Origin of the sequence: Rhodopseudomonas faecalis (genome assembly GCF_003217325.1) — a bacterium.
GTDB lineage: Bacteria > Pseudomonadota > Alphaproteobacteria > Rhizobiales > Xanthobacteraceae > Rhodopseudomonas > Rhodopseudomonas faecalis.
Map to the genome: position 1 here is coordinate 21,838 of NZ_QJTI01000003.1, position 12,556 is coordinate 34,393.

Here is a 12,556-nt window from a genome sequence, read left to right on the forward strand (position 1 = left end):
GGCTCAGACCCGCTCCACCGCGCGGCGGCCGAACAGGCCCTGCGGCGCCACGAACAGCACCGCCAAAATCACGATGAAGGCGATCGCGTCCTTATAAGTCGAGCTGATATAGCCGGCGCCGAACGCCTCCAAGAGCCCGAGCAACAGCCCGCCGACCACGGCGCCGAGCGGACTGCCCATGCCGCCCAGCATCGCGGCGGCAAAGCCCTTGAGCGCCAGCAGCGTGCCGACGTCGTAGCTGGTCAGCGTGATCGGGGTGATCAGAATGCCGGCGACCGCGCCGATCGCGGCCGAGCCGCCGAACGCCAGCGCCATGATGGTGGCGACATTGACGCCGACCAGCCGCGCCGCCAGCCGGTTGGCCGCGGTCGCCATCACCGCTTTGCCGAGCAGCGTGCGCTCCATCACATAATAGAGCAGCAGCACCAAGAGCGCGGCGCCGCCCAGCACCCAAAAACTCTGCGGCTGGATCGCCGCGCCGAACAGATCGACCGGCGTGTCGCCGGAAAACGCTGGCAATTTGTGAAACTGTTTGTCGAACACGATCTGCGCGCCGCCGCGCAGCAGGATCGAGGCGCCGATCGTGATGATGATCAGCGATACCGCGGTGGCGCCGCGGGCCGGCGCGATCGCGAGCCAATACAGCAGCAGCCCGACGCCAATGGCGACCAGCACCGCGAGCAGCGCCGCGAGCGGCAGCGGCACGCCGGCGGCATAGGCGAACACCGTCACCATGCCGCCCAACATCACGAATTCGCCTTGCGCGAAATTGACGACGTCGGAGGCGTGATAGACCAGGGTGAAGCCGAGCGCGACCAGGGCATAGACCGCCCCGACGGTGAGACCCGACACAAAGAATTGCAGTAGTTCGGACATGGGCTCGGGCCGGTTAGTGTTGAGTTAGGAAAGGCGGCTGCGTCTCCCTCTCCCCGCCTGCGGGGAGAGGTGAACGTGCCCGCGCCCCGGAATGACGGACTCATCGTCGTCGTCGCGGCGGCCGCGCTTCAGCTTCCCGGCTGCACCAGCACCCAGTCGCCGCCCTTGACCTCGAGCATGCGGAAGGCGGACAGGTCGAGGCCGAGATGATCGGTCGGCGACATGGTGACGATGCCGCCGGTACCGACGAACTCCTTGGTGTTCTCGATTTCGTCGCGCACCTTTTTCGGGTCGCTGGAATTGGCGCGATCCATCGCCGCGATCAGGATCGACAGCCCGTCATAGGCATGGCCGCCGAAGGTCGAGACCGGCTGCTTGGTGGTCGTCTCGTAGGTGGTCTTGTAATCGACCACCACCTTCTTCTGCGGATCATTGTCCGGCAGCTTGTCGCCAACGAGCAGCGCCGCCGCCGGCAGGCGAACGCCTTCCGCTGCCGCGCCGGCCAGATCGATGAAGCTTTTCGAGGCGACGCCGTGGCTCTGATAGAGCGGCGTCGATGACATGCCGAGCTGCGCGTAGTTGCGGGTGACGATCGCCGGGCCCTGGCCGAAGCCGGGATTGACCACCGCCTGGATGCCGGGTGTGTTCTTGATCTTGGTGAGCTGCGCCGTCATGTCGCTGTCGCGCGGACCGTAGGTTTCTTCGGCGACGATCTGCACGCCGTAAGCCGGCGCGACCTTGACGCATTGCGCGCGCATCGAGGCACCAAAGCCATCGGTGCCGGAGATCATCGCGATCTTGGTGAAGTTGCGCTGCTTGATGTTCTCGAAGATCTTTTCGCACGCCATCTTGTCGGTGTGCGGGGTCTTGAACACGAACTTCCGCACCGGATCGATGATTTCAACCGCGCCGGCGAATGAGATGAACGGGATCTGCGCCTCCTCGAATACCGGAATCATCGCCATGGTGGTGCCGGTGGTCGAGCCGCCGACCATTGCCACCACCTTGTCGTCCTCGATCAAGCGCGTGGCGAAGGTGCGCGCCTTGTTGGCGTCACCGCCATCGTCATAGACCACCAGCTCGATCTTCTTGCCGTCAACGCCGCCGGCGGCATTGATCTTGTCGACATAGATTTTCAGCGTCTTGTCCTCGGGGTCGCCAAGGAATGACGCCGGTCCGGTCATCGACAGCACCGAACCGATCTTAATGGTATCCGCGGCCCAGGCCGCGGTCATGGCTGAAAAGCTGGAAATGGCGGCAGCCATCGTGCCAGCGGCAACGATGCGCAAGACCTGCATGCGGCGTGACATGGATCGTTTCCTCTGTGTGGGGCGGCTTGATTCTCAACGGCAGCCTGCCCGGCCCATTGCGTACAGTGTACGGCGTCAGATACGCCGGTCGCACGTCATGCTTTTGGCTATAAGTAGAATGACCGAGAGATAGCTCAGTAGCACCGCTATACCAACAGCGCATTCGCTTGCTTATCATTATCATCGCCGACTGTGAGCTGAGTGGGCGGCGCAATAACAGATCCAGGTTGCAACAGCGCCAACTAAACGCGACTCGTTATCAGTTGCTGATAACAAAATTTTTCTATGACTAGCCGAGCCACTACGACAGTTTTATGGAAGTCTGCGGGTCGCTTGACATATCTCAATTACGTCCAGCGGTAGATTTGGAATCTCTGTTCGCCTTGAGGCGCTGATCGCCGCAGTGGCGTACGCTGAGGGAGGCTTACGCATGCATACACCACGATCAGCGACCGAACCGTTGTCGCGCGACTCCAGCGAACTACGTCCATTGACCGGCAATGAGGCGATCGCACGCGGCGCCTGGGAAGCCGGCGTCAAGGTCGCGGCCGCCTATCCGGGCACGCCCAGCACCGAAATTTTGGAAAATCTCGCCACCTATCCGGCCGAGGACATCCACGCGCAGTGGTCGACCAATGAGAAGGTCGCGCTCGACGTAGCAATCGGCGCATCGTTTGCGGGGCAGCGCGCGCTGGCATCGATGAAGCATGTCGGACTCAATGTTGCCGCCGACGCCTTCATGACCGTGGCCTATATCGGCGTGAATGGCGGTCTGGTGATGACCGTATGCGACGATCCGGGCATCCACAGCTCGCAGAACGAGCAGGACAGCCGCATTTACGGCATGCTCGGCACCGTGCCGGTTCTGGAGCCGAGCGACGCCCAGGAAGCGCTCGACTACACCAAGCTGGCTTTTGAGCTGTCCGAACAATTCGATACCCCGGTGATCCTGCGCGGCACCACCCGGCTGTCGCACACCCGCAGCCCGGTCGCGGTCGGCGAGCGCAATCCGCCGCCACCGCGCAGCTTCATTGAGCAGCCCTCCAAGAACGTCATGATCCCGGCCCATGCCCGCGGCCGCCATGTCGTGGTGCTGCAGCGCGAAGCCAAGCTGAAGGAATATCTCGCCAGCGCGCCGATCAACCGCATGGAGATCGACGACACCTCGTTCGGCGTGATTACCGCCGGCACCTGCTATCCTTACGTCCGCGAAGTGCTGCCGAACGCCAGCGTGCTCAAGCTCGGCGCGTCCTGGCCGCTGTCCGAACAGCTGCTGCGCGAGTTCTGCTCCAAGGTCGACCGCGTGTTCGTGGTCGAGGAACTGGAGCCGATCATCGAGAAGGAAGTGGCCGCGCTCGGCTTCAAGGTCGTCGGCAAGGAGTTGTTCCCGCGCAATGGCGAGTTCTCGCCGGAAGTGGTGCGCGCCGGCTTCGTCAAGGCTGGCATTCTGCCGGCCCCGCCGCTCGACAATGGCTGGACGCCGGAGCTGGTGATCCGTCCGCCGGTGCTGTGCGCCGGTTGCCCGCACACCTCGAGCTTCCTGGCGGTGCGCGCCTCGGGCGCCCGCGTCGCTGGCGATATCGGCTGCTATACGCTCGGCTGTCTCGATCCGCTGCGCGGCCTCGACACCTGCGTGGCGATGGGCTCATCGATCGGCAACGCCGTCGGCATGGCCAAGGCCGGCGAGACCAAGCCGATCGTCGCCACCATCGGCGACTCGACCTTCCTGCACGCCGGCCTGCCGGCGCTGATCGACGCGGTCTATAACGGCGCCAACATCGCCGTGATGCTGCTCGACAATCACATCACCGCCATGACCGGCGGTCAGGAGCATCCCGGCACAGGCAAGACGCTGCGCGGCGAACCGGCCCCGCGCGTCGACTACGAAGCGCTGATCAAGGCGATCGGCGTGAAGTGGGTGCGCACGGTCGACTCCTACGATCTCGCCGCGGTGCATCAGTCGCTGCGCGAGGCGATCGCCTATCGCGGCGTCGCGGTGCTGATCTCCAACCGTCCCTGCGTGCTTGACCCGGTCAAGATCAAAGGACCGCCTCTGCAGGTGATGACCGATCAATGCACGGCCTGCCAGTCCTGCATGAATCTCGGTTGCCCGGCGCTGACCTGGAGCGACCAGTGGTTCGAAGGCCGGCATCGGGTCCAGATCGATCCGGCGCTGTGCATCGGCTGCACGCTGTGCGCCCAGGTCTGCACCATCGATTGCATTAAGCCCACTGCCCCGGTGACAGCATGAGCGATTCCAAACTCGCTTCCGGCGAAGCCGGCGAAGCCTTGGCTGCGCCTGCTCCCAACGCCCGGAAAACGCCGTTCAACGTGCTGATCGTCGGTGTCGGCGGTCAGGGCGTGATCATGGTCTCCAAGGTGCTGGCGGCGCTGGCGCAGTGGCGCGGCTTTGAAGTCAAGCAGAGCGAAGTGCATGGCATGGCCAAGCGCGGCGGCTCGGTGTTCAGCCATGTCCGCTTCGGCGAACGGGTGTGGTCGCCGACCATCGCCAAGGGCGAAGCCGACGTGCTGATCGCGCTGGAATGGGCCGAAGGCCTGCGCTGGCTGCCCTATCTGAAGCCGGCCACCGGCATCTTCATCTGCGATACCAAGCGGATCGTGCCGCCGTTCGCCTGCCTCAACCGCAAGCCCGGCGCGCCGATGCGCTATTCGCGCGAGACCGCCGAGCAGGTGGCGAACTACGTCGCCGAGGGCTATGCGATCGACGCCACCACCATGGCGGAAGAACTCGGCAATGAGCGCGCCGCCAACGTGGTGCTGCTCGGCGCGCTGTCGACGGCGCTCGACTTCCCGATCGCCGATTGGGAGTCGACGGTCTCGGAATTCGTTCCGAAGAAGACCATCGCGGTCAATCTCGAGGCGTTCCGCCTCGGCCGCACCTGGATCGCCGAAGCGCGCTCGCCGGCGCCGGCCAATGGCTCGCCGCCGCTGCTGCCGCTGGCCGAGGTGCCGTTTACGCCGCGGCTCGAAATCAATGCGGCGTGGTGCAAGAGCTGCGACATCTGCGTGAAGATGTGTCCGGAGCGCTGCCTGCGCCTGAACGACGATCGCATCGCCGAACTTGCCAACCCGGAAAAATGCACCGGCTGCCGGCTGTGCGAATGGCTGTGCCCGGACTATGCGATCCGGGTGCATCTCGAAGCGCAGGGTAAGGCCGCGGAGGAAGCTGCACGATGAACGTGGTCGACAAAGCGCGGGTCAAGCCGGCTGCCAAGCTGCTGTCCGGCAACAATGCCTGTGCACTCGGCGCAGTCGCCGCCGGCTGCCGCTTTTTTGCGGGCTATCCGATTACGCCGTCCTCGGAAATCGCCGAGCGGCTGGTGACGCTGCTGCCGCAGGCCGGTGGCGTGTTCATCCAGATGGAAGACGAGATCAGCGCGATGGCCGCGGTGGTTGGCGCCTCGATGGGCGGCGCCAAGGCGATGACCGCCACCTCCGGTCCCGGCTTCTCGCTGAAGCAGGAGAACATCGGCTACGCCGCCGGTGCCGAAATCCCGTGCGTGATCGTCAACGTGATGCGCGGCGGTCCCTCGACCGGCATGCCGACCCGGCCCTCGCAGGCCGACGTGATGCAGACCCGGTTCGGCAGCCATGGCGACTATCCGATGATCGTGCTGGCGCCGGCCTCGGTGCGCGAAATCTACAGCGAGACCATCCGCGCGTTCGATCTCGCCGAGACCTGCCGCACCCCGGTGATCCTGCTCTATGATCAAGTGATCGCGCAGTCGTCGGAGACGGTGGCGCTCGAGCCGCCGACCACGCCGCGCGCCGAGCGCAAATGGGCGACCGGCCCGCGCGAAGAATTTAAACCGTTCGCGGCCGGTCCTGATGGCATTCCGGCGATGGCCAAGCCCGGCGCCGGCTATCGCGTGCACACCACCGGCCTGACCCATAGCGAAACCGGCTTTCCGAGCCAGGACCCGGAAACGGTCAATCGCAATCTCGGCCGGCTGTTCTCCAAGCTGGAGCGGCATCGCGAACAGATCGAGTCCTGGGAGGCGGTGCAGTGCGACGACGCCGATGTCGTGATCGTCGCGATCGGCATTTCGTCGCGTGCCGCGCGCCGTGCGGTCGAAATCTGCCGCGCCTCCGGCGTGCGCGCCGGCCTGTTCCGCCCGATTACTTTGTGGCCGTTCCCGGAGGCCGCGCTGTGCGCCGCCACCAAGAACGCCCGCGCCGTGCTGGTGCCCGAACTCAGCATCGGCCAGCTCCGGCTCGAGGTCGAGCGGCTGCTCGGCCGTGACAAGGTCGAGGGCCTGCACCAATTCAGCGGCGAGCCGATCACGCCAGCGCAGATCGCTGCCCGTGCCACCGCTCTCGCCTCGGAGGCCTGATGTTTACCGACGCGCCGAATTTCGATGTCCGCGACTATCTCCGTCTGGAGATGATGCCGCATTTCCTGTGTCCGGGCTGCGGCCATGGCATCGCGCTGCGCGCGCTGCTGTGGGCGTTGCACGACCTGTCGGTCGATAAGGACAAGCTGGCGATCGTGTCCGGCATCGGCTGTGCCGGCCGCCTGTCGGCCTATATCGATGCCAACACCTTCCACACCACCCATGGCCGGCCGCTGGCGTTTGCCACCGGGCTGGCGCTGGCGCGCCCCGACCTGCATGTGGTGGTGATTTCCGGCGACGGCGACTGCCTGGCGATCGGTGGCAACCACCTGATCCACGCCTGCCGCCGTAACCTGAAGCTGACCTGCCTGATGCTCAATAACGAGATCTACGGCATGACCGGCGGTCAGGTGTCGCCGACCACCGCGGAAACCCGGCTGACCACCACCACGCCGCTCGGCAACAACGAACCGAGCTTCGATGCCTGCGCGCTGGCCAGCGCTGCCGGCGCCGGCTTTGTCGGCCGCGAAGTGACCCGGCACGTGCCCAAGCTCAAGGAGCTGATGAAGGCCGGTCTCGAACATCCGGGCTTCGCCTTCATCGAAGTGCTGACCGACTGCACCGAAGTCTATGGCCGCAAGAACGAACTCGGCTCCTCGCCGGAAATGATCATGCGCCAGAAGAGCGACATGCGGCCGAGCGCCTATCGCAACACGGTCGATACGCCGTTCCACCCGACCTCGTTGCCGACCGGCATCCTGATGCAGAACGACCGCCCCGAATACGGCGCGGCCTACCGGCGCGCGGCAGCGCTCGCGGCGGCGAAGGGAGCGAAGAAGTGATGGCGGCAACGCGCTTTGAAGTCCGCTTCGGCGGCACCGGCGGCCAGGGCCTGCTGCTCAGCGGCAAGATGCTGGCCGACGCGCTCGCCAGCGAAGGCAAGAACGTCGCGCAGTCGCAGACCTACGAGCCGACCTCGCGCGGCGGCTTCTGCAACGCCGACCTCGTGATCGCCAATGGCGAGGTCGACTATCCGCTGCCGATCTCGTTCGACTGCCTGGTGCTGCTCGATCAGCTCGCGATCAAGCCGTCCTGGTCGCGCACCAAGCCGAATGCGCTGGTGATCGCCGACAATCGCAACTGTCCGGAACTGCCGGCCGGCGACTATCCGTGCCATCATCTGCCGCTCAGCCGCACCGCGATCGAACTCGGCAGCGAGCGGGTCACCAATATTGTTGCGCTCGGCGCCCTGCTCGAGCTCAGCGGCATCTGCAAGCGCGCCTCGATCGAACGGGTGCTGCGTGCCAGCTCGCCGCGCAGTTTTCTTGATCTGAATTTGGACGCGCTCGCGGCGGGCTATGCGCTCGCTGCCCCGGTGGCTGCCGCGGCATCCTGATCTAGTTCTTTGACGCAGCGGTTTTGGGCCGCGGCACGATCGTTCGCCGTCCGCGGGCGACCAGGCAATCGACGGGAGACAATCGTGGGACAAGCTCAGACCGCGGCGCGGAATGCACCGGTATATATGTTTGAACCCGGCAGCGAGACCATGCCGCGCGCGCAGATCGCCGCGCTGCAGCTCGAGCGGCTGCGTAAGACGCTGGAGCGCGCTTATCAGTGCGTGCCGCATCACCGCGCCAAGTTCGACGCGGCCGGCGTCAAGCCCGAGGATCTGAAGTCGCTCGCCGACATCGTGCGCTTCCCGTTCACGGTGAAGACCGATCTGCGCGACAACTACCCGTTCGGCATGTTCGCAGTGCCGCGCGAAAAGCTGCTGCGCATCCACGCCTCGTCGGGCACCACCGGCAAGCCGACCGTGGTCGGCTACACCCACAACGACCTCAACACCTGGTCAGACCTGATGGCGCGCTCGATGGCCTGCGCCGGCGCCATGCCGGGCGACATCGTGCATAACGCCTATGGCTACGGCCTGTTCACCGGCGGTCTCGGCGCGCATTACGGCGCGGAGCGGCTCGGCGCCACCGTGGTGCCGGTGTCGGGCGGCGGTACTGAACGTCAGGTGTCGCTGCTCGCCGATTTCGGCGCCAATGTGCTGTGCTCGACGCCGTCTTACGCGCTCAACATCGCCGAAGTGGCCGAAAAGTCCGGCACCGACCTGCGCAAGGGCGCGCTGCGCCTTGGCCTGTTCGGCGCAGAGCCGTGGAGCAATGCCATGCGCCGCGACCTCGAGCAGCGGCTCGGCATCCGCGCCATCGATATTTATGGCCTGTCGGAGATCATGGGACCGGGCGTCGCCTGCGAGTGTAACGCCGAGCAGAACGGTCTGCACGGCTGGGAAGATCACTTCCTGTTCGAGACCATCGATCCGGAAACCATGCAGCCGCTGCCGGTCGGCTCGGTCGGCGAATTGGTGATCACCACGCTCACCAAAGAAGCGCTGCCGATGATCCGCTATCGCACGCGCGATATCACGCGGCTCAGCCACGAGCCGTGCTCCTGCGGCCGTACCCATGTGCGCATCATGCGCGTCACCGGCCGCAACGACGACATGATGATCATCCGCGGCGTCAATGTGTATCCGTCGCAGGTGGAATCGGTGCTGGTCGGCTTCCCCGGCATCGCGCCGCATTACCAGATCGTGCTGACCCGCGATAAGGCGCTCGACTCGATGACCGTCGAAGTCGAGATGGCGCCGGGCGCACCGATGGAAGACAGCGACCGCATGCGCAAGGCCGCCGAGGTCACCCATCACATCAAGTCGATGATCGGCGTCACCTGCAAGGTGGTGGTGCTGGCGCCGGGCGAAGTGCCGCGCTCGCAGGGCAAGGCGGTGCGCGTCAAGGATCAGCGCGGCATCGCGGGCTGATCGCCCCGCTTCGATTGTCAGTCGCTAACACGCAAAATGCCCGGCTCGCGCCGGGCATTTTTGTTGGTGGCTTATCGCTTCCCCTCCCGAAGGCTCCATGTCTGAGACCGAAGCGATATCGATTTGTTCGCCGAGCCTGTCGTAATCCCTCCCCCTTGCGGGGAGGGTCGGCCGAGCGAAGCGGAGGCCGGGGTGGGGGTCTGCACACATGGCCTCAAGGACACCCCCACCCGGCCGGCCTGACGGCCGGCCCCCCTCCCCGCAAGGGGGTCGCAAGGGGGAGGGAGAGAGCCTCGGTCTCAGCGCGTGCGCAAATTGCCGTCGCCGAGTTGAGGACACCCGTGTTGGAATTGAGCAAAGGGATTGGAAGCGGCTTGCGAAAGATCGGCCTGATTAGCTCGTCGAGCTTCTCGTAATCCCTCCCCCTTGCGGGGAGGGGCGGCCGAGCGAAGCGGAGGCCGGGGTGGGGGGCTCAACGCACGGCCTCAAGGACACCCCCACCCGGCCGGCCTGCGGCCGTCCCCCCTCCCCGCAAGGGGGAGGGAGGGAGCCTCGGTCTCAGGGCGTGCGCAAATTGCCGTCGCCGAGTTGATGACTCCCGTGTTGGAATTGAGCAACGGGATTGGAAGCGGCTTGCGAAAGACAGGCCTGATTAGCTCGTCGAGCTTCTCGTAATCCCTCCCCCTTGCGGGGAGGGTCGGCCGAGCGGAGCGGAGGCCGGGGTGGGGGGCTCAACGCACGGCCTTTGGACACCCCCACCCGTCCGGCCTACGGCCGTCCACCCTCCCCGCAAGGGGGAGGGAGGGAGCCTCGGTCTCAGGGCGTGCGCAAATTGCCGTCGCCGAGTTGAGGACACCCGTGTTGGAATTGAGCAACGGGATTGGAAGCGGCTTGCGAAAGACAGGCCTGATTAGCTCGTCGAGCTTCTCGTAATCCCTCCCCCTTGCGGGGAGGGTCGGCCGAGCGGAGCGGAGGCCGGGGTGGGGGGCTCAACGCACGGCCTCAAGGACACCCCCACCCGGCCGGCCTGATGGCCGGCCACCCTCCCCGCAAGGGGGAGGGAAAGAGGGGCAAATGTCTCCGTCATTGTAAGCGAAGCGAAGCAATCCAGCCTCGCGCCTCGCGCACCGACCCAAATTCTCGGCCGCCTGGGCGCCCGCGAGCCGGATGCCTCCGCGTGCGGCACGCCTCAAGCGGTCAGCGCCGCCTTCACCAGGCCGCTGGCCTTGCCAAAATCCATCTGGCCGGCATAGGCCGCCTTCAGGGCGGCGATCACCTTGCCCATGTCCTTGATGCCGGCGGCGCCGGTCTCGGCGATGGTGGCGGCGATCGCGGCCTTGACCTCGTCCTCCGACATCTGCTGCGGCAGATAGGCGGAGATCACCGCGATCTCCTCGCGCTCCTGCGCGGCGAGCTCGGCGCGGCCGCCCTTGTCGTACAGTTCGACCGATTCCTGGCGCTGCTTGATCATCTTCTGCAACAGGCTGAGCACATCACCGTCGCTGAGCGGCGGCTTGCCCTGGCCGCGGGCTTCGATGTCGGCGTTCTTGATGGTCGAATTCACCATCCGCAAGGTGGACAGCTTGCGCTCGTCCTTGGCCTTCATCGCCTCCTTCACCGCATTGTTGATGTCATCACGCAGCATCACAAACTCCTCATGGCGGCCTTCATCGGCCACTTGGTGCGCTGATTTAGGCGCTCCGCGCCGGTGAGACAACGACATTGACCCGCACGGCGCTACCCTGGCGGCACCGCCCGCCCGCCACCGACCGGGTGCGACAGCGCGTCCGCCTGGTGAGCCGGCAAATATTCGCAGGCCGTCCCCAAAACCGGCGGTTCCGGCTTTGACGGCCACGCGGCCCGGCTCTATGTAGTGGGCTCATGACGACATCAGACACCCATTCCGCCTGGCCGGACCTCAAGCCGACCGCGTTGCTCGTGCTTGCCGATGGTACCGTGTTCCAGGGTTTCGGCCTTGGTGCCGAGGGCCATGCCGTCGGCGAGGTCTGCTTCAACACCGCCATGACCGGCTACCAGGAGATCCTCACCGATCCGTCCTATGCCGGTCAATTGATCACCTTCACCTTCCCGCACATCGGCAATGTCGGCGCCAACGATGAAGACATCGAAGCGCTGAACGCCGCGGCGACCCCGGGCGCCCGCGGTGTGATCCTGCGTGCGGCGATCACCGACCCGTCGAATTACCGCTCCGCCAAGCATCTCGACGCCTGGCTGAAGAACCGCGGCATTATCGGCCTGTCCGGCATCGACACCCGCGCCATGACCGCGCTGATCCGCGGCAACGGCATGCCCAATGCCGTGATCGCCCATTCGCCGAGCGGCGAGTTCGACGTCGAAGCCCTGAAGAAGCAGGCCCGCGAATGGCCCGGCCTGGTCGGCATGGACCTGGTGCCGATGGTCGGCTCCGGCCAGCGCTTCGACTGGGATGAGACCCCGTGGGTCTGGAACGAGGGCTACGGCCGGCAGAGCGCGCCGGAATTCAACGTGGTCGCCGTCGATTACGGCATCAAGCGCAACATCCTGCGCTTGCTGGCGGGCGTCGGCTGCAAGGTCACCGTGGTTCCGGCCACCACCTCGGCCGAGGACATCTTGGCGCTGAAGCCCGACGGCGTGTTCCTGTCGAACGGCCCGGGCGATCCGGCCGCGACCGGCGAATATGCCGTGCCGGTGATCAAGGAAGTGGTGGCCTCCGGATTGCCGACCTTCGGCATCTGCCTCGGCCACCAGATGCTGGGCCTGGCGCTCGGCGGTAAGACCATCAAGATGCACCAGGGTCACCATGGTGCCAATCATCCGGTCAAGGATCTGACCACCGGCAAGGTCGAGATCACCTCGATGAACCACGGCTTTGCGATCGACCAGGAGACGCTGCCCGGCAACGTCACCCAGACCCACGTGTCGCTGTTCGACGGCTCGAACTGCGGCATCGCGCTGTCCGACAAGCCGGTGTTTTCGGTGCAGTACCACCCGGAAGCCTCGCCCGGCCCGAAGGACTCGCACTATCTGTTCCAGCGGTTCGCCGACCTGATGCGCGCCCGCAAGGCCGCCTGATCGGGCGACCAGCCAATCGACCAAGCTGCGGTTCTGAGCGATCAGAACCGCAGTTTTTTTATGGGCCGAGCTTGAGGCGCCAAAGCTGATGGCCGCGCGCAGCCGCCCGCCGCTGCCGC

General features: G+C 65.6%; 10 protein-coding genes. 7 read left to right on the top strand and 3 right to left on the bottom strand.

The features are described 5' to 3' along the window. Positions 1–3: 3 nt before the first annotated feature. Positions 4–876: a branched-chain amino acid ABC transporter permease gene (locus BJ122_RS03545; protein WP_103012293.1), complete on the bottom strand. Its 873-nt coding sequence runs from the start codon at positions 874–876 to the stop codon at positions 4–6. Positions 877–1,004: 128 nt separating this feature from the next. Next, the gene (locus BJ122_RS03550) at positions 1,005–2,186 is read right to left on the bottom strand and encodes an ABC transporter substrate-binding protein (protein ID WP_103012292.1); all 1,182 of its coding nucleotides are present in this window, start codon (positions 2,184–2,186) and stop codon (positions 1,005–1,007) included. Positions 2,187–2,616: 430 nt separating this feature from the next. On the opposite strand from BJ122_RS03550, the gene iorA reads away from it, so the two are divergent. From iorA to BJ122_RS03580, 6 genes are all read left to right on the top strand, one after another. Further along, entirely contained in the window at positions 2,617–4,437 is a 1,821-nt protein-coding gene (gene iorA, locus BJ122_RS03555; RefSeq protein ID WP_110779798.1) for an indolepyruvate ferredoxin oxidoreductase subunit alpha, read from the top strand. Further along, the gene (locus tag BJ122_RS03560; protein WP_110779799.1) at positions 4,434–5,384 is read left to right on the top strand and encodes a 2-oxoacid:acceptor oxidoreductase family protein; all 951 of its coding nucleotides are present in this window, start codon (positions 4,434–4,436) and stop codon (positions 5,382–5,384) included. Before iorA ends, BJ122_RS03560 begins: the two co-directional genes overlap by 4 nt. After that, positions 5,381–6,541, top strand: a complete 1,161-nt coding sequence (locus BJ122_RS03565) for a 2-oxoacid:acceptor oxidoreductase subunit alpha (protein ID WP_110779800.1) — start codon at positions 5,381–5,383, stop codon at positions 6,539–6,541. Before BJ122_RS03560 ends, BJ122_RS03565 begins: the two co-directional genes overlap by 4 nt. Continuing rightward, positions 6,541–7,383 carry a thiamine pyrophosphate-dependent enzyme gene (locus BJ122_RS03570; RefSeq protein ID WP_110779801.1) on the top strand — a complete coding sequence of 281 codons (843 nt, stop codon included), beginning with the start codon at positions 6,541–6,543 and terminating at the stop codon, positions 7,381–7,383. The genes BJ122_RS03565 and BJ122_RS03570 overlap by 1 nt, the downstream gene beginning before the upstream one ends. Continuing rightward, positions 7,383–7,937, top strand: coding sequence for a 2-oxoacid:acceptor oxidoreductase family protein (locus BJ122_RS03575; protein ID WP_110779802.1), 555 nt, complete (start codon positions 7,383–7,385; stop codon positions 7,935–7,937). The genes BJ122_RS03570 and BJ122_RS03575 overlap by 1 nt, the downstream gene beginning before the upstream one ends. Positions 7,938–8,063: 126 nt before the next feature. Next, positions 8,064–9,365: a phenylacetate--CoA ligase family protein gene (locus BJ122_RS03580; RefSeq protein ID WP_110779803.1), complete on the top strand. Its 1,302-nt coding sequence runs from the start codon at positions 8,064–8,066 to the stop codon at positions 9,363–9,365. 1,189 nt (positions 9,366–10,554) lie between these two features. Here the strand turns inward: BJ122_RS03580 and BJ122_RS03585 are convergent. Next, on the bottom strand, positions 10,555–11,010 hold the full coding sequence (locus BJ122_RS03585; protein ID WP_110779979.1) for a GatB/YqeY domain-containing protein: 456 nt from the start codon (positions 11,008–11,010) through the stop codon (positions 10,555–10,557). 236 nt (positions 11,011–11,246) lie between these two features. On the opposite strand from BJ122_RS03585, the gene carA reads away from it, so the two are divergent. Further along, positions 11,247–12,437, top strand: a complete 1,191-nt coding sequence (gene carA, locus BJ122_RS03590) for a glutamine-hydrolyzing carbamoyl-phosphate synthase small subunit (protein WP_110779804.1) — start codon at positions 11,247–11,249, stop codon at positions 12,435–12,437. The last annotated feature ends 119 nt before the right edge of the window (positions 12,438–12,556 follow it).

Bases quoted from the DNA above. Each gene is read 5' to 3' on its own strand.
- BJ122_RS03545 (WP_103012293.1), bottom strand. From the start codon at position 876: ATGTCCGAACTACTGCAATTCTTTGTGTCGGGTCTCACCGTCGGGGCG.
- BJ122_RS03580 (WP_110779803.1), top strand. From the start codon at position 8,064: ATGTTTGAACCCGGCAGCGAGACCATGCCGCGCGCGCAGATCGCCGCG.
- BJ122_RS03575 (WP_110779802.1), top strand. From the start codon at position 7,383: ATGGCGGCAACGCGCTTTGAAGTCCGCTTCGGCGGCACCGGCGGCCAG.
- BJ122_RS03560 (WP_110779799.1), top strand. From the start codon at position 4,434: ATGAGCGATTCCAAACTCGCTTCCGGCGAAGCCGGCGAAGCCTTGGCT.
- iorA (WP_110779798.1), top strand. From the start codon at position 2,617: ATGCATACACCACGATCAGCGACCGAACCGTTGTCGCGCGACTCCAGC.
- BJ122_RS03570 (WP_110779801.1), top strand. From the start codon at position 6,541: ATGTTTACCGACGCGCCGAATTTCGATGTCCGCGACTATCTCCGTCTG.
- BJ122_RS03565 (WP_110779800.1), top strand. From the start codon at position 5,381: ATGAACGTGGTCGACAAAGCGCGGGTCAAGCCGGCTGCCAAGCTGCTG.
- carA (WP_110779804.1), top strand. From the start codon at position 11,247: ATGACGACATCAGACACCCATTCCGCCTGGCCGGACCTCAAGCCGACC.
- BJ122_RS03550 (WP_103012292.1), bottom strand. From the start codon at position 2,186: ATGTCACGCCGCATGCAGGTCTTGCGCATCGTTGCCGCTGGCACGATG.
- BJ122_RS03585 (WP_110779979.1), bottom strand. From the start codon at position 11,010: ATGCTGCGTGATGACATCAACAATGCGGTGAAGGAGGCGATGAAGGCC.